Below are 19,978 nucleotides of genomic sequence, written 5' to 3' on the forward strand. Positions count from 1 at the left end.
CGTGAAGTTTATTATAATATTTTTGACAGGTGTATTAGTTAGTAGCACTTCTCTCGCGAGCGAGAAAGAAGTTGGCGCAAACGTAAAAGATAAGGAAGTGATCGTAAACGTAAAAGGTATGGTCTGTGCATTCTGCGCCCAAGGGATTACTAAGAAATTTAAAGCAGAACCGACCGTATCTAATATTGATGTCAGTCTTGAAAAGAAAATCGTTAAACTAAGTATTAAAGAAGGCAAAGAACTACCGGACGCAAAAATTGAGAGTTTATTAAAAGACTCAGGCTACACGGTAGAAAAAATTAAGAGGAATGGAACGTGAAAAAAACTCTCGCTTTTTTAAGTTTATTTACTTCTGTTAGCACTTTGCTTTGTTGTGCTTTGCCAGCGCTTTTCGTCGTGCTTGGGTTTGGTGCCGCTTTTGCCGGAATTGTTGGAAATGTGCCTGGGTTAATATGGCTTTCAGAAAACAAACTCCTCGTATTCGGTACGGGAGCTTTTCTTTTGATCGCTGGAGGCATACTCCAATGGAAGGCCCGAAATGCAGCTTGCCCCATTGATCGCAAACTCGGTGAATCGTGCACAACTACGAGAGACTGGTCTAAGCCCCTTTATTTTGGATCGGTGGCAGTATATTTAATAGGAGCTTTTTTCGCTTTCGCAGCCCCGTTGATTTTCCAGTAAGTTAGGTTTATGAAACTACATTTGCTTCTATTTATTCTGTTATCACTTCATGTGCCGCTGAGCTTTGCTAAGACCGTAAAGTATGAGCTGACAGCAACTCGGCAGACAGTTAATCTCAGCGGAAAAAAATCAGTAGATTTCGCAATCTCTTTGAACGGTCAGATCCCTGCACCGACGCTAACTTTTATTGAAGGTGATGATGCAGAAATAAAAGTTACAAATAAACTAGAAAATGAAGAGATTTCTATTCATTGGCACGGATTGCTTCTTCCACCTGAGATGGACGGCGTTCCCTATGTAAATACGCCGCCCATAAAGGCTGGTGAATCCTATACATTTAAATTTCGACTTCGCCAGAACGGAACTTTTTGGTATCATTCTCATACCCATGTTCAAGAACAAAAAGGTGTCTATGGTGCGATAGTTATTCTCCCGCGCGAAAATAAAATTAAAGCGGATAAAGACATCGTAGTCGTTCTCAGCGATTGGTCTGATGAGAATGCCGATCAGATTCTAAGAAATTTACGAAAAGATGGTGATTATTATCTCTATAAAAAAGGCACTATGCGCTCTTGGTGGGGCGCTATTCATCAAGGTCATGGTGCTCTTGGCCGTTTCTTATATAATGAGTGGACTCGCATGGGTGGAATGGACCTTTCTGATGTCGGCTACGACGCTTTTCTTATTAATGGAAAGAAGGAGTCTCAACTTGTCGAAGCTCATCCTGGTGAACGAGTTCGTTTAAGAATAATAAATGCTGCCGCCTCAAGTTATTTCTATGTCTCTTTAGGTAACGCACCGATGACAGTTATCTCCGCTGATGGAACAGACATACAGCCCGTGAAAGCTAACGATTTTCTAATTGGAATGGCGGAAACATACGATATTTTATTTACCGTTCCGGAGCATAAAAATTTTGAACTGCGTGCTACTGCTCAGGATGGGACTGGCTGGGCTTCCGGTTGGGTTGGAATGGGAGAAAAAGTGTTAGTCCCCACAAGACCGCTACCCGATCAATACGCAACAATGGATCATGGAAGCCACGCTAACGGATCAATGCAGATGGATCATAGCGGTCATAGCAGTGAACATATGAACATGGACCTCAACGCTCATAAAGACACCAAGCCGGAGGAACATTCAGCTTACGACTCTCACGAGCACCATCAGCCTCAGAAGACGTCCACCCATCACAACGATCACGCGAAGCACATGAAAACCTCGGATCATTCCGCTCATAAAAATCAGGAAAGCAAAGATTCCCAAAAGATTGAATCCCTAACGGTTGACAACATCAGTGCCCTTACTTCAACATCGCTACCCGAAAAAGCTCCGCGCTACGATGTTAAACTCGTCTTAGGCGGCGATATGTCCCGCTACATTTGGCACATAAACAATAAAGCAATTCATCAGGAGCGAACTTTAGAAATCAAAGAAAACGATGTTGTGCGCTTCACGATGGTCAATGATACAATGATGCACCACCCGATGCACCTTCACGGTCATTTTTTCCGTGTCATTAATAAAAATGGCGACAAATCCCCAATGAAGCACACTGTAGATGTTCCGCCGCACCAAACCCGCACAATAGAATTCTTAGCCAATGAGCCTGGTGAATGGATGCTCCATTGCCATAATCTATATCATTTAAAAACCGGCATGGCACGAGTTGTGAAGTATTCCTCGTTTACACCTAAACCCGAAATAGCAGGATGGCAAAAATACGACCCGCATCTGCACGACCATTGGTATACCTATGGTTTAGTCGAGACGTCATCAAACCATGCTCAGGCATTTTTGAGTCTTTCGCAAACTTGGAATCAGTTAGAGACTCGCGTTGAATCTGCAAATATTAGAAATAAGCAATTCTCTTTTGATGATAAATGGGACTACGAAGTAGATCTTTTCTATCGGCGATGGTTCAATAGGTTTTTTAATATTGTTGCGGGCGGAACTAGTTACGGTGAAGAAGAAAAAGCTGTTATCGGTTTTGGATACATACTACCCTTTATTATCCGCACAAATGTTTTAGTGAACAATTCTGGAAAACTAAGAATCGATGTTGAAAAAAGGTTTCAGTGGAGCAAAACCGTTTTTACAGACGTTGAATTTAGTTATCGCCCTGATCAGGATGGCGCCCATGAATCAGAAACCGAAGTCTCATTAATGTACGCCCCTAGTTGGTCATGGGCTGCTGGCCTGATGCTTACTAACGACAGCTTAGGTGGCGGACTAGAAATCCAATTTTAAGATAATGATGAATTACGACACCAGAGAAAATTTTAACAGCCCTTGACGTTCTCCATATACTATACTACCCTATAGTATATAAGCTGAACGAAAGGCATTTATGGCAAAGCAGAAAGCGACTCTTAAAGACTCCCGCATCCATCCCGATCATACGAGCCAGAAAAGCCGTGTAAATCGTATTCGTGGCCAGGTCGATGGCATTGAACGTATGATTGATGAACGTCGCTACTGCGTAGATATAGTTCAACAGATCAAAGCCGTCCGTTCGGCTCTTACAGGTCTTGAAAACTCGATTATTGAGACTCATCTTCGCGGTTGCGTTCAAAGCGCAATGACCTCCAAAGACGCGCATGATGCTGAACAAAAAATTCAGGAAATTATGAAAATCATGGCTAAATAGGCTCTAGAAAGAAGGACTATATGGATCACTCTCACCAATCCCACCACACCCAGAACGATAATCACTCGTGCTGCTCTATCGAAAAGAAACCGAAAACAGAGAGCACATCTGTAATAGATCCCGTATGCGGCATGACAGTAAATCCACCAGCCGCTAAGGGAAAATCCGAACACAAGGGCGAATCATACTTTTTTTGCAGCACTAAATGTAAAATGAAGTTCGAGGAGAATCCCGAAAAATATTTAAACAAAGAAAAATCAAAAGAACCAACTGTGTCGAAAGACGTTGAATACACTTGCCCGATGCACCCAGAGATAATTCAAATGGGGCCAGGTTCGTGTCCGAAATGTGGAATGGCTCTTGAACCAGTAATGATCTCGCTCGATCAAGAAGAGGATAATATTGAATATCTCGATATGAAAAAAAGATTTTGGGTGGCAACAGCTCTCTCCATCCCCCTTTTGTTTATCACAATGGGGGGCCGCCATTTTCTGCATTCGCTCGAACTTCAATCTCTTTTTGGGTATATTGAATTTGCACTCGCTACACCCGTAGTGATTTGGTGTGGATGGCCGTTTTTTGAGAGATTTGTTCAGTCGTTAAAAAATAAAAGTCCCAACATGTTTACGCTCATTGGGCTTGGGGTTGGCGTCGCATATATTTTTAGTATTGTCGCGCTATTCTTCCCTCACTTTTTCCCAAAGTCCTTCATAGATTCTATGACCGGAGAAGTAGGTTTATATTTTGAGCCTGCCGCTATCATTGTAACACTCGTTCTATTGGGCCAAGTGCTAGAGCTAAAAGCACGAGGACAAACTGGTGCGGCGATTAAAGCTCTCCTTAATCTCGCACCGAATAGCGCGACAAAGATTAATTCGGACGGAACCGAAGAAGAGGTGTCAGTAGACCAAATCCATATTGGAGACCAGTTACGTGTTCGTCCAGGCGACAAAGTTCCAGTAGATGGCATTGTGGTGTCAGGACACAGCTCCGTGGATGAGTCGATGATCACTGGAGAGTCCCTCCCAGTTCAAAAAACCGAAGGCGACAAAGTTGTTGGGGCAACGATAAATGGAACTGGGTCATTTGTTGTAAAGGCGGAGAAGATTGGAAAAGACTCACTCCTATCGCAAATTGTTCAGATGGTGGCAGAAGCACAGCGATCACGTGCTCCAATTCAAAAACTTGCCGATCAAATTTCTGCTTTTTTTGTACCGACGGTTATTATTGCAGCAATCACGACAGCAGTCGTATGGAGCATTTGGGGTATCGAACCAAAACTCGCGTATGCGGTTGTAAATGCTGTTGCTGTTCTCATTATCGCCTGTCCTTGTGCTCTCGGACTCGCAACGCCTATGTCAATCATGGTGGCCACAGGGCGTGCCGCTAGCATGGGAATTTTATTTAAAAACGCCGAAGCTATTGAAACACTGAGAAAAGTAGACGTTCTCGTTATTGACAAAACTGGTACGGTTACTGAGGGTAAACCAAAACTAATGAATGTAGAAAGCTACTCGAATTATTCTAAAGATGATCTCCTTCGCTTAGTCGCAACTCTTGAAAAAGAAAGTGAGCATCCCCTGGCTGCCGCTATCGTTGCAGGCGCATCCCACCTGAAGTTAGCGAAAGCGCAATCGTTTTCGTCCATTACTGGAAAGGGAACGCAGGCAACTATTGAAAACCAGTTCGTCTCAATTGGGAATATAGCTTTGATGAAAGACCTCTCAATCTCTGTTGCCTCAGCTGAAGACCGCGCTGATGAGTTGAGAGGTCAAGGCCATACGGTCATGTATGTAAGTATTGAGAAGACTTTTGCAGGCATTATAAGTGTTGCAGATCCAATCAAGCAGACATCAGCGGCTGCGATTAAGTCACTACAAGAATCCGGCATAAAAGTTATTATGTTAACAGGCGATAATCAAAGAACCGCAGATGCCGTGGCAAAATCCGTTGGCCTCAATGAAGTGGTCGCCGAGGTTCTTCCTCAACAAAAAACAGATGTCATCAAGAAGCTCCAAGCCCAAGGCAAAATAGTTGCAATGGCAGGAGATGGGATCAACGATGCGCCCGCACTTGCGCAAGCCCATGTTGGAATTGCAATGGGTACGGGAACCGATGTCGCTATAAAAAGCGCTGGAGTAACCCTCGTTAAGGGCGATTTAAAAGGAATCGTGACCGCTAGATCACTCAGTATTGCGACAATTAAAAATATTAAACAAAACCTATTCTTCGCATTTTTTTACAATGCCCTTGGGGTTCCCGTTGCGGCCGGAATTCTTTATCCTTTTTTCGGCATCCTTCTGAATCCTATGTTCGCTGCATTAGCTATGAGCTTGAGTTCCGTATCAGTCATTGGAAATGCTCTCCGCCTAAAATCCGCCTCTCTAAAGGAGGAATCAAAACTGTAAAATGCCCATCGGCACACATTTGAATGCTTGTTAGTTTTGATATATTCAATGACCGAGAACTCGATGCCAGAGCAACCATCCCACCGACTATGAGAAATATTTAATGAATTCTAACGCAGCATAGTTAATTTTAAGGATTATTCATTTGCTCCGCGCCAGAAAGCCACTATTCTGTTTGCATAATTTCACCAGAGGGGGAGAAATGAAAATTACATTACTAACATTACTAACACTGCTTTCTACGCAATTATTTGCTCAACAGTTGCCTGTTCAAGGACCATCGGACGAACAGATTGAAGCGATGGCACTTCACAACCAACAGGTTGCAAAGCGAGAAAGAACGCTTGGGCCCATTGGCTACAGAAGTGCCAATGTAAAACACTTTTATGAGTGGGATAAAACTGGGTACATTCTTACAAGCGATGACGATTTTTATGGCTTAGCTGAGGAGATGAAGCAGCAATTGGCACAAAACCTCCCGCAAGACGTCACCTTGATTGTTTACACTCAATCAAGTAGCAAAAGCTATCAAAAGCAGTTGTTTACGTCTTACTCGCAATACATTCCTAAAGAAAGACTCGTTGTTCTTCAGGTTCCACCGAGCGGAATGAATGACTTCTGGACACGAGATAATACTCCAGTTCCTGTTTGGGTTGACGGGAAATTTTCCTTAGTAGATGCGCAATATTATTATAATTTCGAGCCCGATGCTTTCATTAGCCAGTTGTTCGCGGTTGATATGGATGCCCATAACTATTTCTATGAAGGCGGTAATATGGCCGTCAACACGCGTGGGGAATGTATTCTCGTGAATAGAAATAAAAAATACCCAGGTGGCACTTCTGATACTGCTGCAATTCCGGACGACATTTTTAAGACCAAATATGGTTGCACAAAAATAATTCGATTTAAGCACCTCAAGGGAATCGGTCACACCGACGAAGTCGTAAAATTCATGACTGATGATATCGTCGTTACGGATACCGAGGAGTACGTTGATACTTTAAAAAAAGCAGGCTACACGGTGCATGTTTTGCCTGAAGCCGAGCTTCCATATGAGACGTACGTAAATTCTCTGCAGGTCAATGATGTTCTTTTTATTCCAATTTTTGGCGAAAAGAATGATCAAAAGGCTGTTGATATTTACAAGAACTTAAACTTGGGTCTTAAGATCGTCACTATGGACTCAAGAGAGATTTCCACTCAGGGCTGGGGCTCAATCCACTGCTTTACAATGAATTATCCTCCAGCGACTCTAGATCAAATAGTTTTACAAATGAATGGAACAGTTGTTCACTGATCTCGTTCTCTCAAAGTGAAAGTCTGATTATCCACTCCGTTGCTACCTAGATTTTCTAGGTAGCAAATTCTAAAAAACTTCGGTCGGCATAATCACTGCCACGCAAATCTTCCTAATAAATCCAATTGCAAAATAATTTGCACTTTTTTTGCAGAGGTATCCTGGAAATATATCGATGAAAAAACTAAAGGTGTAATCTTCGCTTATCAACGTCGAGGCATGCCTCTTTAAAAACTTCGGGTAGAGTCGGGTGTGCGTGACAGGTTCTTGCAACGTCCTCCGCACTGCCGCTAAACTCCATTACCGATACGGCATGTGGGATCATTTCGCTGGCTCTTGGACCCACAATGTGAACTCCCAGAATTTGATCTGTTGATGCATGCGCTAGAACTCGAATGAGGCCTTCGGTATCACTCAATGAGCGCGCACGGGCGTTCGCTGAAAAAGGAAAAGTTCCCACCTTGTAAGGCACGCCTTCTGAAACGAGCTCCTCTTCCGTCCGTCCCACCGCAGCCAGCTCAGGCGTTGTATACACAACACTCGGTATCGCTTGGTAATTGACATGCCCAGCTCTGCCGGCCATCAATTCTACCGCTGCTACAGCCTCCTCAGACGCCTTATGCGCAAGCATAGGCCCTTCAATCACATCACCTACTGCATAGAGCCCAGTTACATTTGTTTCGAAATTTTTATTTACTTTAATTCGTCGTTTAGAATCAACCTCTACACCAAACGACTCTACTCCGAGGCTCTCGGAATACGGTCTTCGCCCAACTGCCACTAGCAAGCGATCACACTCAAGTTCTGAACGTTTTCCCTCAGCATTCTCAATGACAACAGCCACACCGGATGCTGTATTCTTGGCTCCGTGGCACTTTGTTGAAAGTAAAAATGTCATTCCTTGTTTTTCTAACGATTTATATAGCTCTTGGGCTGATGCCTTATCTACGCCGCCCGCTAAAATTCGATCTTGAGCTTCTATTATAGTTACTTTCGCTCCAAGCCTTAACCACACTGATCCCATTTCAAGGCCAATAAATCCACCCCCTATGACAACAAGATGTTTTGGCACTTCTGAAAAAGAAAGTGCTTCGGTGGAGCTCACAATGGTCTGACCATTAAATTTTAGAAATGGAAGCTCAACAACCTCGCTGCCCGTAGCAATTAGAACTCGTTTGGCTGAGATGTCCTTTTTTATGTCGTTATCAGAGACTTCAATTATCCAATCTTCATTACGTTTTTCCTTAAGCCGTCCTGTACCGAGAAAACGATCGATTTTATTCTTGCGAAATAAGAAGTCTACTCCTTGCGCAAGACCATTTACTACGGAGTCTTTATGTTTCATGATCCCGCCTAAGTCGAACCGCAATCCATCGGCAAAAATACCTTGAAGTGGAAAACGCACTTTAGCTGCGTAAAAATTTTCCGTTGCATCAAGAAGTGCTTTTGAAGGTATGCAGCCGACGTTTAGGCATGTGCCACCGAGCTTTTTTCTTCTCTCGATGCATGCCACTTTCATTCCTAGTTGCGCCGCACGAATAGCCCCAACATATCCTGCAGGGCCGCCTCCGATAACTACTAAATCATACATATTGCCCTTACCTAAATTAGAATTCTATTTTATCTTCTCTTCTCTATTTCTTTTCCACAGACTTCTTTTTTTCCGCTATTTCCTTTTCGTAGATTTCATTGATTTCCCAACACTTTGATTTTTTAAATACCTTGTTCAGTCGCCCTTTTTTTTCTGCACACTCGTGGGCGGCCTGAGCTTTTCCATCCTCGGTCGCCGCATTAATCGCATCTTTGCAGTCGTTATGACAGGCGCTAATAATATCCTGCGAAGGTTTTCCAACTGCACCATTTTGAGCCACGGCGCTGAACCCTGAAAAAATAAACAATACAGCAATAAACAACCCAGGCTTCATAAACTCTCCTTCTTTGTTAGATCATAAGATATATTGACTTCATCAAATACTTGCGTAACCATGTAACTATGTACCAAAGTAAAATCGAAGTCACAGAAATTTTTCAGGCAGTAGCGGAAAAAACAAGATTAAGAATCATGCGCATAATGGTTTCCTTGCCACGCGAGGAAGCCTGTCTTTGCGATATGACTGACGCGCTGCTTGAGCCTGAGCATAACGTTTCTCGCCATTTAAAGATTCTAAGACAAGTTGGTCTGCTATCGGCGTACAAAGACGGCCGCTGGGTTTATCATCAGCTTAGCACAAGCCCACACATAAAAAGCTTCAGTAAACTCATCGCAAGCTTGCCTGACGACAGTGGAATATTCGAAAATGATCTTAAGCGATTTAAAGTTGAGCTTGCAAAACGAACTGCAAAAAAATGTATCAAAGACGGTCCTCAAACTTCTACGAAGCCGAATAAATACGAAGCCAAATGACTAATATTTTGATCCTTTATTCATTTCTGTTCGCCGTGCCGATGTCAATGGCCCAAGCGAGTGATTGTGCATCCCATGTTCAATCCGCCAACGATCTCTACAAATGTGCTTTAGATCAAGATCCACGTATTCGTTCATTACTGGCTCGCGAAAAAGCGCGTACTGGTCGCGATAAGGAAGCGCGACAGATTCCTAATCCTGTGGGTGAATTTGAGGGAAGTTCGGGAGAAGTTGGCGTGTCAATCGTACAACCGATTGAAATCGGTGGTAAGCGGTCGGCGAGAATTAAGCTTAGCGGCGTCGAAAATGAAATCTCGTTGCTAGAGGAAAAACTTGAGTTCGGTGAAATAGCTCTAACAATCATTCAAAACATTACGAGGCTGTCGCAAACCAATACGAAGTTGAAATTACTTGAAGACACTAGAAAATCTCTCATCAATCTTTCAACAAAACTCAAAGCCAAAGCCGTCCGCTCCCCCCAGGACCGCACTGCCTTAAATATATTTCAGATGCAAAGTACTCTTATCGAAGCGCGGCTCATTAACTTAAGACGTGAGCAAGCGCAGGCCACGCGACTGATCGAAGCGTCCTTTGACGGAAAATTTGGTGATTTGAGCAAGGTGACGGCCCCTGAAGTTAAAAAGTGGCCAAGCCTTGAGGGCTTGCAACCGAGTTCTGGACTTAATGTGCGCTTAAGGGAACTGGCAATCAAAAGATTCGAAGCGAAAGCCAAGGTGCAAAAAAGTGCCGCATGGCCTGACGTCGCGATTGGCCCTCTTTATTTCAAAGACGAAAGCTCCGCAAACGGTGCCATCGGCCTAAAGCTTGGCTTCGGATTGCCTCTTTGGAATCGAAACCAAGGGGCTGTTCTCCAGAGCGAAGCGGAATTAGAGGAAACGCGCTTATCTTCTGGGTACGCGCTCGCGCAAGCGCGGTTTTCAATTGAGGTTTTTATCGACTCGTATAAAAATCTTGTTACGTTTTTATCTCAAACTTCTTCCTCACCATCGCTCCAAAAATCCGTCAAGGAGACGCTTCAGCTATTTTCACGAGGCATGGTCGAACCTTCGAATGTGATCGAAACCTATCGAACCGCGTACGAAACTATGGAAGCCGTGCAGGAAGCGGAGTATAGCGCAATTACGTATTACTGGATGATTCAAACTGCATTAGGTGAAATACCCAAGGAGATTCCATGAAATTATTTACCCTAACTTTTTTCATTGTGTTCTCCGCATTTGCGGATGAGGAAGCGTCCGCTCCTGCAAAGGACCGTGTGGGGCCTGGCAAAGCTGTAGTTGCGGCAAGCGCCGAGGACGGTGTAAAGCTTTCTGAAAAAGGCCTTAGGACGCTCGAGCTTAAGTTTTCTGAAGTCAAGAGCGCAGAGGTATCGGTTCCGAAGTCCTCATTGATCCACTTTCAGGATTTTTCGGCGATTTACCGGGAGCGTAGCGGTTGGTTCAAGATGATTGAGGTCGAGCCCATCATTAAAAATGGCACCGCTAAAATCTCTTCCAAGGAGCTTAAAAATGGTGATCGAGTTGTGGTGGAAAACGGCGGTCTGTTACGCGTGGTTGAGCTAGATATCTTTGGCCCAGAGGCAGATGCTTGTGCCGACTAGTTTGGAATAACTAATGATAAATAAGATTATACATTTTTCCGTTTACCATCGCGGCATCGTCCTCTTCGCAACGGGCTTACTCGCGCTGCTAGGTTGGTACAGCTTCACTCATTTACCGATTGACGCCGTACCCGATATCACGAACGTGCAAGTGCAGGTCTTTGCGGAGGCCGGCGGGCTTTCCGCGGAGCAAGTCGAACGGAGTATTACTTTCCCTATTGAAAAATCAATGGGCGGGATTTCCGGCGTTATTCAAGTTAGGTCCTTGAGTCGCTTTGGCCTCTCAGTTGTGAATGTTATTTTTAAAGACGGCTCCGACATCTATCGCGCGAGACAACTTGTTTCAGAGCGCTTACAAGGGGCGGTTTCAGAGTTACCCGTGAGTGTCGAGCCTAAACTTGGTCCGATTTCAACGGGCCTCGGAGAAATTTTCTTCTATGCGTTGCGATTTGAAGACACAAAAGAAAAACCGTCTCTAGCTCAACTTATGGAACTTCGCTCGATTCAAGAGTGGGTTGTGAAACCACGAATTTTGACCGTGTCAGGCGTTGCCGAAGTGAACACGATTGGTGGGTTTGAAAAACAATTCCATGTCCAACCAGATCCTGTAAAAATGCTACGCTATGGTGTCAGCTTCGCAAGCATCGTGGAGGCACTCAAAAACAGCAATGCCAACGTCGGCGGCGGATACGTGCAGCAAACGGGCGAACAATTTGTCGTTCAAGGGTCAGGTTTGCTTTCAACCATTGAAGATATCAAAGCCACTCCCCTTCGTCCTTTAAATTCAATCACGGCCCTAACGATAAAGGACATCGCCAAGGTTTCACTCGCCTCCGAACTTAGAACAGGGGCTGCATTGGTGCGCGGCCAAGAAGCCGTTCTTGGAACTGCGATGATGTTGCTTGGAGAAAATAGCCGTGAAGTCAGTGAGAGTGTCGGAAAAAGAGTCGCGGAAATTTCTCAAAGTCTCCCGAAAGGTGTGGTCCTTGAAGTACTTTATGATCGATCCAACCTTGTCGATGAGACATTAGGCACGATCGAGCACAATCTTCTAACGGGCGCGGCTCTTGTTATCGTTATTCTTTTACTGCTATTAGGAAATTTGCGAGCAGCACTCATAACAGCCGCCGTGATTCCTCTTTCACTGTTACTTACATTCATCTTTATGAAATGGTTCGACATCTCAGGGAACTTGCTAAGTCTCGGTGCCTTGGATTTTGGGATCATCGTCGATGGCGCCGTGATTGTCTTAGACCATTGTGTTCGAAAGCTTCATGATGCGGGGGTGAGACTTAAGCGCAATTTGACACCTCTCGAAGTCCAACAAACTGTTTGCGATGCCACTTTTGAAATTAGACAAGCCGCAGGTTTTGGCGAACTGATTGTCGTCGTTGTCTTTCTTCCAGTGCTAGCGTTGACTGGAATCGAAGGAAAAATGTTTCAGCCGATGGCGGCCACCTTCGCATTAGCGGTCTTTTGCGCGCTTGTTCTATCCTTTACCACCGTTCCTGCATTGGCTGCGACTTTCCTTCGCGGTAAAGTGACCGAAGGCAACCCTTGGCTGATGAAACAGGCGGAAAAAATATACACCCCTTTATTTACAAAAGCTGTTCACTTTAGGTTTGTGACGATTACGATTGGGGCATTGGCAATAGTTCTAGGCTTCGTACTTTTTTCTCGTCTCGGCGGAGAGTTTCTACCGCAGATGGACGAAGCCTCAAGAACGCTTCAGTTCGTAAGACCTGTGAATATTTCGCTCGACCAAGCCCTTAGGCTCCAGGAAAAATCAGAAAAAATCATTACCGAGTTTCCTCAAGTGAAAGCCGTATTTAGTCGCATCGGAACCGCCGAAGTGGCCACAGACCCAATGGGTATTAATCTTGCCGATACATTTGTCACTTTTCACGACCGAAGTGCGTGGCCAACTGACGAAAATGCTCCTGAAACATGGTCGGAGCTGACTGAAAAAATGGTTGATCGGCTTGTCGAGGAAGTTCCCGGCCAGCGCGTGCTTGTAAGCCAGCCGATCCAAATGCGCTTTAACGAATTGCTCGAAGGGACCAGGGCAGATGTTTCTGTTAAGGTTTTTGGAGATGAGTTTTCAAGTCTTATCGAGACTTCAGAAAAAATCGCAGCCGCTGTTCGCACTATTCCTGGCGCGGGTGATGTCGAAATTGAACTTCAGGGAATGTCTCCGATTCTTAAAATCACCCCAAATCAGTCGTTTTTAGCTCCTCTTGGTGTTCCGAAGAGCGAAGTATTAGAAACCATCAGCACGGCTCTAGGGGGAGAGGAAGTGGGCTATGTCTATGAGGGTATCAGGCGCTATCCAGTCATCGTGAGGCTTGAGGAGTCTTTGAGATCGGATCTTAATGTCATCCGATCTCTCCCGGTGGAGCTTGCTGAACGCACTCTGGCGCCACTGAGTCAGGCCGCAACGATAGAGTTTGACGAAAGCTATGGTGTCGTTAACCGAGAGCAGGCAAAGCGTCGTGTGGCTGTATTAATCAATCCGCGCGGAGTAGATACGGAAACGTTCGTGATGGCCGCCCAAAAAAAAGTAGCTAAAGAAATTAAACTTCCTGATGGGATCTATCTTGAGTGGGGCGGAAACTTTAAAAATCTAATTCAGGCGAGAAGCCGTCTTGCGATCTTCGCCCCTGTTGCACTCCTTTTGGTGCTAGCAATGGTTTATTGGGCCTTTGGCAGCATCGCCCAAACCCTGCTGGTTTTCATGGGTGTTCCGTTTGCACTTGTTGGTGGTGTTGTTGGACTTATGCTAAATGGCCTCCCGTTTAGCATCTCCGCCGGGGTTGGATTTATTGCGCTTGCAGGAATTTCCGTGCTCAATGGGGTCGTGCTTATAAATTGTTTTAATGATTTAAGAGCCCAAGGTGTGCGCGGTATAGAGCTGGTTCGGAAAGGAACGACTTTGAGGCTACGCCCCGTTTTGATGACGGCACTTGTTGCGATTTTCGGTTTCGTCCCGATGATGATTTCAACGGGAATTGGGGGAGAAGTTCAACGCCCTCTTGCGTCCGTTGTAATTGGTGGCCTCTTCTCATCTACGCTACTCACCTTAATCGTTATTCCGATTCTGTATTTGGTATTCGAAAAGTTTATGACTCTCCCGGTGGAAAGTAAAAGCTCTAGAAATCAGACTGGAGACCCGTCGTGAAAAAATCAATTTTTGAAGTGCCGAAAATGGACTGTCCGTCTGAGGAGAATATGATTCGTTTGGCGCTCAGGGCAGTTGCTGGAATTGAAAACTCCAAGTTTGATTTGGTGGAGAGAAAAGTTACAATTATTCACGGGAATGATGCGTCCCTAATATTGAATGCTATTGAGCCGCTTGGCTTTGGCGCACGTCTCTCCACCACTGAAGAATTATCAAAAGAGCAATTCGAGGACATCAATGCAACAGTTCAAACGCTCGAAGAGAACCCCGCCGAGGCCCGCGTTTTAAAACAGCTTTTGGCCATTAATTTCACGATGTTTGTAGCCGAAATCATCATCGGATGGCTCGCGCAATCCACCGGTGTAATCGCTGATGCGATGGACATGTTTGCCGACTCCGCCGTTTACGGCGTAAGTCTTTACGCTGTTGGCAGGGCTCTTTCCACACAATACAAAGCGGCTCGCCTGAGCGGTTATCTCCAAGGAGCACTCGCTTTGTTTGCGCTTTTTGAAGTAGTTAGGCGATTCATTTTTGGCAGCGAGCCTTGGGCACAATATATGATGGTCATTTCTTTAATTGCGTTGATCGCAAACGTAACCTGCCTCTTTTTGATTTCAAAGCATCGTGGTGGGGGCATTCATATGAAGGCCAGTTGGATTTTTTCGACTAATGACGTTATCGCTAATTTGGGAGTTATTTCGGCTGGTGCAATGGTCTACTTTTTCAAATCGCCAATTCCAGATTTGATTGTCGGTTTTATCATAAGCATTGTTGTAGTCCGGGGAGCATGGGTAATTTTGAAAATATCTAAAGTCCCAACTTAAAAAGGTAAGCCACTCGGGGAGCTATGCTACTGAGGCGCATGGAGGTATCCCGGGTTTCACTGGGCGCGCCGCCTCGGCACCTTAAACTGATGTACTCATGTCCGGACGTCGTTGCCTATTTTAATACGTCTCTAGTTACTGGTATATATTTGATTGATGGAAAAGAATACTCTCGTACGAACTACTCGATCAGTGCCGAAGTTGAAAATATTGATTCAAGCGGCGACTGCGAAGATATTAAATAGCCACGTAAAAAACCTGTGCAATAAGATAGTGAGCAATAATAAGCAAACTCAAATTCATATTACCAATATGGACGGGCCCTCTGAGTGAGGCTTGGCCGCATGAGTTTCTCCCTACCTAAGTAACTATAAGGGAAGGACCTTGATCTCACCAAACGGATCATGGCTATTCACCATAAAGTGATGTCAAAGAGCCGGAGTATTCGAAGAATTTCGTCGTTCGACTCATTATAGTTCTTTGCTTTGGCTCATTTTTTCAATTTCGATATTTTTTTTAATACAATCCATTATCAAGTCAGTGGACCAGGCGTCCGAGTTAGCTGGGGGTTTTAATCCAAGCTTATTGAAATTCTCGGCAATATCCTCTACCGAAATTCCCGCATCCATATCCTCAGCCATTTTAGCTAACACCCACTGCTCAGTACTTTTTTTAATAGGCCGTCCCCGTTCTCGCATCCAACCGTAAGGCAGTGGTTCCGGCCGTTCATAGTATTTCGCTTCGGCTGCCGAACTCGCGCCCAGCTCAAAAACTTTTTTGACTCTTTTAAGGCTACACCCGATAAATTGAGCTGCTTCTTCAAGTGTGTTTTCTCGGTCTAAATACCACTTTATTTTCTCATAGGTAGCACCACGCTTACTATACTGAGGCCCCATATCAATTCGTATTTCGACTGATGGCCTCCCATCTTCGTCATAATGCACGCCGACGATGTGTGTTTCATGTTTTTCGCTATTTCTGCGGTTAAGCTTCTTCGGTGGATCGAGAGGAAAAGATTTGGGTACTCGCTTTCCTGATCGTCGTATTTTTTCTATTCGGCGCCGATCAGCTAATCCCCAATCGACTATTTCACTTTTTAGAGTTTGCTGATACTGAGCGATCTCATCTAAAGATGGACGGAACCCTGGTTCTTTTTCATTTTTAGCAATCCAGCTTCGAAGAATTTTAGAACTATCTTTTTCAAATTTCACTGAAAACCCTCAATCGAGTTGGGAGCGTCCGATTGAACTTCGGATAATAGAGTAGGAATTCTTTTATCACACAAAAAAGTGAAGGAAGAGTATGACTCTCGGTAGCGCCGCGTCGTCACCGGCGAATGAGCCTATTCTCTTGAAATTAAGAATTAATGTTAACTTTAGTACATGACGTTGTGCCGAAAATTAATCCAGTCAATTTGCCAGAAGCGTCGTAGCTGAGAGGCTCCCTTATCACGATCCTGCTGACACACACCCTACTTTCGAAGAGGACAAATGTCTGGATCGTTTGAACTGTCCATATATCATACGATGCAGGTCAAATTTGAAGATGGCTCGATTGGAGTCGGCTGATAAGCTGCAAAAAAAAGGGATTCTTTCGAATCCCCTTTTTATCTCTAATATTTACTTTTTTAACTGAATCTTCAGCAATTCAGCTGCACGAGCCGCTACGTCGCAATACTCGGAATCACCATACTCACCGCAGACCGTTTCGGTAGCGAACTTCACATCGCCTAGACAAGGCAATGCTACGGAGTTCAAGTCACCCTTGGACTTTGTGAGTTGGTTCGAACACTTAAATGCCCATGCCGAATCTTTTGCCGGCAATGGTTGCTCGAAGTTCCACCCAGCAAAGAACGCAGGTTGTTTTGCGCTAATCACATCTTGCTCTATTGAACGTGCAACAATTTGTCTTCCCGGATCGTTGCTACTGTAAATCAGACTGTCAGACATATAATCTTGCCAGTACTTGGATTTAGACCACGCAATACTCTCTAGTATCTGATCAACTGACAACGGCGCGATAGAGGCATTTTGAGCTTTCTGATCTCCGATAATGCCTGGATCATTCGCCGCTTGGCTTTGCTGTGAACTAAACGCCATCAAAATATAGACCACAAATGCAAAAACCGGCAATGTAAGGTCGTAGAATTTATGTCTTCTAAATGTAAGCCCTTCGGTCTCACCTTTCTTATTATTTTCTTGAACCACTCTCTTAACGTAAAATTTAATATCTTGTAGACACTTTTTAATATGCATAGTTTGCTCCTCGGTAAAATAACCATCCTCTGAAAAATAAGCGTTAGTTTTCCAAAATTCTTTATCCCCAGCCATTGTTTTCATAAGCTTAAATATTCTTATGTCTTTATCGGACTCGAACTCCTCGTCATAGGGATGATCCGTAAAGTTGACGTAGTTCTTTGGAAACTTTGAAAAATAACTGTTGTTCTCCAACGCTTCTACAAGTCCTACCTGAATAAAACGATGGATAGTCTCCTCTGCTGAACCGACTTCCGGTTCAGGCTCTTTCTCGGTTATCTCTATTATTGTCATTGGTTTGATTCGCGTTAAATTAAATATTTTTAGCGAATAGTCATCGGCTGTGATTTCTACGACCTGATCTGCGGTCAATCTCACACAAGGAATATCTCGTGGATCGTCTGATGGTTTTTCAGGATACACCTTACGGCCTAATCCTTCGTGCCCAGAGACTAGCTCAATATCTACTTTTTCTTTTTCCCCAACATTCATACACCCTCCTATTTACCCCTTCGCAGATGAATCAATCCTCAATCTGCAATTCACTCAAGTTACGCTTCAGTTCGCGATATTTTTTCTTAACTTCTCCTTTTGACTTTTTAACTTTAATAAAAAGATCGGCTTTAAGAATATCTATTACTCTCTTCTTTTTCGAATTCGGCAATAATCCAAGCGCTTCCACGATAGATTCTTCTACATCACCCGCGAATACTGGCACTCTATATATAAGAGCATTCATATTAACTCGGAAAACTTGTGCGATTTTCGCAAGCTCAATTGCAGATATTTCACGCACGCACCCTTCAATTTTTGCAATAACTGAACGCTCTAAATGTGCTTTTTTCGCTAGATCTTCTTGTGTAAGTTTTTTTGACTTTCTCAACTCACGAATTTTGCTAGCAATTGTTTTTCTTTGTTCATTCATATTTAGTCATTTAGCGATATTCGCAAATTTAGGACAATAAAAAATGTTGGATAAGTATTCTTTACTCGAATACAAACTCGTTTCTACAGCAAATTTACCTGTAGAACTGATGAATAACGATTATAAAATGTGCGATATTCGCACGATGGAAAACAAACCTATGTATTACGGTAGCTTAGTCGAGACCAACTTTTATACAGGGAAAATATACATATTTTCTCATTTTATAGACACCATTCCGAGAAATTGGACTGATACAAAGGATAGGAAAGACATTATGAATAATACAGCTAATTTAAAACTAATAAAGATGACCAATCAATATGAGCACAGCGAACGTATTAAGTTGTTATACGAATTATTACCGCAAATGGATGACGAGAGAGTTGTAGCTATTTATCTGCGCTTCTGGGAATCGCTAACAATTGCTGAGATTGCGAAGACGCTTGGCAAATCATGGATATATACAAATGAATTAATTGAGAGTTCACTTTTGAAGCTTCGTGGGGAAATTCAAAAGATTAATAAACAAGTGCAACTTACCGTTGCTTAAAAAGGGGTTAGTATGAATACAGTTACAGAAACAAACAAGTTTACGCGCTTTCAGGTCTTTATCGGTGACGTAGACGTAAGTGGAAGCGTTAAGAAAATTAAGAATGTCGGAATGTCTTACCTTGGCGAAGGTCAGAGTATTTTTTCTCTTCGATTATGGTCGCTATCGTGGGAACGATATTTTGTGCTTCCGGATAAAAAGAATCCATCGAAGTACGTAATTATGACTCGTGAACCATCAAAGAATCCCGAATCGAAGAATAAGTATTACTGGAACATCGTAGGTAACGCCACTACCGATACAAAAAACGGAGTCATGCGATTAGATTTCGATTTGTTGCTAAAGCCGATCTACATGAATCTGTATCCGGAACCATACGCCCAGGCGAAAAATGTTCCGGAACCAGATCGATTAGACGAAGCCGTTTAATATGAAATCAATTGGCTGAATAGTTGAGTCTCTAGATTACACAGGAGTACCAATGAAAACATATTCAAATATTATGTTACTGGGGCTTTGCATTCTTACAATGATGCTCGCCCCTGAGTTTGCAAATGCGAGTCTCGAATCGAGCTTAATAGGGATTAAAACAAAACTAACTGGCGTTATTCTGCCTTTGTTATCGGTGATAGGAATTGCGATTGCCGCAATATCCTTTTTCACCGGCAATCCGAACGCGAAACAACACATCGTGTATGCCGTTCTCGGATGTATGTTTGGTTTTGGTGCCCAAGCGATTGTTGACTTTATTTCGCAGACCGTGCGTTAGGCGCAACTATGGAAAACGAAGAAGTATTGAATTCTCGTGTGCCGAGGGCACTAGAAATGAAATCAAAGTTGTTTGGGTTTGAACTTCCCGACCTGCTGCTCATTTTTATGAACCTCGCTGTGACAAATTTAATCTTTGGAGGATCGTCGTTTCGCTACGTTCTCGTTTGGGGAACAACGTCTGGAATGGCGTTGTTCTTATTTTTTACCAAGCGCGGTCGGCCCGACAACTACCTCCAACATTTAATTGAGCACTATGTAAAGCCTGTTCACTTTGCTGCCGGTCGCGGCGACAAGAGATATAGGAAATTGAAGAAAGGTTCCAATGAGTAAAAAACATAAAGAAGCAAGTTTAGCCGAGGAATTACCCTATTGGGATTTTATCGATGATCCTAAAGGGCACGCCGTACT

20 protein-coding genes are annotated in these 19,978 nt (G+C 43.8%); 15 read left to right on the forward strand and 5 right to left on the reverse strand.

Annotated elements, in window-relative coordinates; translation table 11 throughout:
- Position 1 precedes the first annotated feature (1 nt).
- The 6 genes from K2Q26_12215 (at position 2) to K2Q26_12240 (ending at position 7,039) form a co-directional block, all read left to right on the forward strand.
- Positions 2 to 319 carry a heavy-metal-associated domain-containing protein gene (locus K2Q26_12215; protein MBY0316281.1) on the forward strand — a complete coding sequence of 106 codons (318 nt, stop codon included), beginning with the start codon at positions 2 to 4 and terminating at the stop codon, positions 317 to 319.
- On the forward strand, positions 316 to 681 hold the full coding sequence (locus K2Q26_12220) for a hypothetical protein (protein MBY0316282.1): 366 nt from the start codon (positions 316 to 318) through the stop codon (positions 679 to 681). The genes K2Q26_12215 and K2Q26_12220 overlap by 4 nt, the downstream gene beginning before the upstream one ends.
- 9 nt (positions 682 to 690) lie before the next feature.
- Entirely contained in the window at positions 691 to 2,931 is a 2,241-nt protein-coding gene (locus tag K2Q26_12225) for a multicopper oxidase family protein (GenBank protein ID MBY0316283.1), read from the forward strand.
- Positions 2,932 to 3,031: 100 nt separating this feature from the next.
- Positions 3,032 to 3,331 carry a metal-sensitive transcriptional regulator gene (locus tag K2Q26_12230; protein MBY0316284.1) on the forward strand — a complete coding sequence of 100 codons (300 nt, stop codon included), beginning with the start codon at positions 3,032 to 3,034 and terminating at the stop codon, positions 3,329 to 3,331.
- Positions 3,332 to 3,351: 20 nt separating this feature from the next.
- Entirely contained in the window at positions 3,352 to 5,739 is a 2,388-nt protein-coding gene (locus K2Q26_12235) for a heavy metal translocating P-type ATPase (protein ID MBY0316285.1), read from the forward strand.
- Positions 5,740 to 5,941: 202 nt separating this feature from the next.
- Positions 5,942 to 7,039, forward strand: coding sequence for an agmatine deiminase family protein (locus K2Q26_12240; GenBank protein ID MBY0316286.1), 1,098 nt, complete (start codon positions 5,942 to 5,944; stop codon positions 7,037 to 7,039).
- Positions 7,040 to 7,223: 184 nt separating this feature from the next.
- On the opposite strand, the gene lpdA is transcribed toward K2Q26_12240, so the two are convergent.
- Together lpdA and K2Q26_12250 are read right to left on the reverse strand one after the other, a co-directional pair.
- Positions 7,224 to 8,630 carry a dihydrolipoyl dehydrogenase gene (lpdA, locus tag K2Q26_12245; protein MBY0316287.1) on the reverse strand — a complete coding sequence of 469 codons (1,407 nt, stop codon included), beginning with the start codon at positions 8,628 to 8,630 and terminating at the stop codon, positions 7,224 to 7,226.
- Positions 8,631 to 8,673: 43 nt separating this feature from the next.
- Complete coding sequence (locus tag K2Q26_12250; protein MBY0316288.1) at positions 8,674 to 8,964, reverse strand: hypothetical protein; 291 nt, start codon at positions 8,962 to 8,964, stop codon at positions 8,674 to 8,676.
- A 68-nt stretch (positions 8,965 to 9,032) separates the two neighbouring features.
- Between K2Q26_12250 and K2Q26_12255 the strand changes: the two genes are divergently transcribed.
- The 5 genes from K2Q26_12255 to K2Q26_12275 are packed head-to-tail and all read left to right on the forward strand — an operon-like array spanning position 9,033 to position 15,066.
- Positions 9,033 to 9,443: a metalloregulator ArsR/SmtB family transcription factor gene (locus K2Q26_12255; GenBank protein MBY0316289.1), complete on the forward strand. Its 411-nt coding sequence runs from the start codon at positions 9,033 to 9,035 to the stop codon at positions 9,441 to 9,443.
- On the forward strand, positions 9,440 to 10,642 hold the full coding sequence (locus K2Q26_12260) for a TolC family protein (protein ID MBY0316290.1): 1,203 nt from the start codon (positions 9,440 to 9,442) through the stop codon (positions 10,640 to 10,642). Before K2Q26_12255 ends, K2Q26_12260 begins: the two co-directional genes overlap by 4 nt.
- Positions 10,639 to 11,064 (forward strand): hypothetical protein, encoded by a 426-nt coding sequence (locus K2Q26_12265; GenBank protein ID MBY0316291.1) that lies wholly within the window; start codon positions 10,639 to 10,641, stop codon positions 11,062 to 11,064. The genes K2Q26_12260 and K2Q26_12265 overlap by 4 nt, the downstream gene beginning before the upstream one ends.
- Before the next feature lie 13 nt (positions 11,065 to 11,077).
- On the forward strand, positions 11,078 to 14,242 hold the full coding sequence (locus K2Q26_12270) for a CusA/CzcA family heavy metal efflux RND transporter (protein ID MBY0316292.1): 3,165 nt from the start codon (positions 11,078 to 11,080) through the stop codon (positions 14,240 to 14,242).
- Positions 14,239 to 15,066, forward strand: coding sequence for a cation transporter (locus K2Q26_12275; GenBank protein MBY0316293.1), 828 nt, complete (start codon positions 14,239 to 14,241; stop codon positions 15,064 to 15,066). The genes K2Q26_12270 and K2Q26_12275 overlap by 4 nt, the downstream gene beginning before the upstream one ends.
- Positions 15,067 to 15,536: 470 nt before the next feature.
- Here K2Q26_12275 and K2Q26_12280 read toward each other — a convergent pair whose 3' ends face one another.
- The 3 genes from K2Q26_12280 to K2Q26_12290 all read right to left on the reverse strand — a co-directional run bounded on the left by K2Q26_12280 (position 15,537) and on the right by K2Q26_12290 (position 18,246).
- Positions 15,537 to 16,277, reverse strand: coding sequence for a hypothetical protein (locus K2Q26_12280; GenBank protein MBY0316294.1), 741 nt, complete (start codon positions 16,275 to 16,277; stop codon positions 15,537 to 15,539).
- A 408-nt stretch (positions 16,278 to 16,685) separates the two neighbouring features.
- A complete protein-coding gene (locus tag K2Q26_12285) occupies positions 16,686 to 17,813 on the reverse strand; it encodes a hypothetical protein (protein ID MBY0316295.1) in 1,128 nt (375 codons plus the stop codon).
- A 31-nt stretch (positions 17,814 to 17,844) separates the two neighbouring features.
- The gene (locus K2Q26_12290; protein ID MBY0316296.1) at positions 17,845 to 18,246 is read right to left on the reverse strand and encodes a helix-turn-helix transcriptional regulator; all 402 of its coding nucleotides are present in this window, start codon (positions 18,244 to 18,246) and stop codon (positions 17,845 to 17,847) included.
- A 43-nt stretch (positions 18,247 to 18,289) separates the two neighbouring features.
- On the opposite strand from K2Q26_12290, the gene K2Q26_12295 reads away from it, so the two are divergent.
- The 4 genes from K2Q26_12295 to K2Q26_12310 are packed head-to-tail and all read left to right on the forward strand — an operon-like array spanning position 18,290 to position 19,900.
- Entirely contained in the window at positions 18,290 to 18,799 is a 510-nt protein-coding gene (locus K2Q26_12295; protein ID MBY0316297.1) for a hypothetical protein, read from the forward strand.
- A 12-nt stretch (positions 18,800 to 18,811) separates the two neighbouring features.
- Positions 18,812 to 19,228 (forward strand): hypothetical protein, encoded by a 417-nt coding sequence (locus K2Q26_12300; protein ID MBY0316298.1) that lies wholly within the window; start codon positions 18,812 to 18,814, stop codon positions 19,226 to 19,228.
- Between the two features lie 52 nt (positions 19,229 to 19,280).
- Complete coding sequence (locus K2Q26_12305) at positions 19,281 to 19,568, forward strand: TrbC/VirB2 family protein (protein MBY0316299.1); 288 nt, start codon at positions 19,281 to 19,283, stop codon at positions 19,566 to 19,568.
- A 56-nt stretch (positions 19,569 to 19,624) separates the two neighbouring features.
- Positions 19,625 to 19,900: a hypothetical protein gene (locus K2Q26_12310; GenBank protein MBY0316300.1), complete on the forward strand. Its 276-nt coding sequence runs from the start codon at positions 19,625 to 19,627 to the stop codon at positions 19,898 to 19,900.
- The last annotated feature ends 78 nt before the right edge of the window (positions 19,901 to 19,978 follow it).

It is taken from the genome of Bdellovibrionales bacterium, assembly GCA_019750295.1.
In the GTDB taxonomy this organism is placed as follows: Bacteria; Bdellovibrionota; Bdellovibrionia; order Bdellovibrionales; family JAGQZY01; genus JAIEOS01.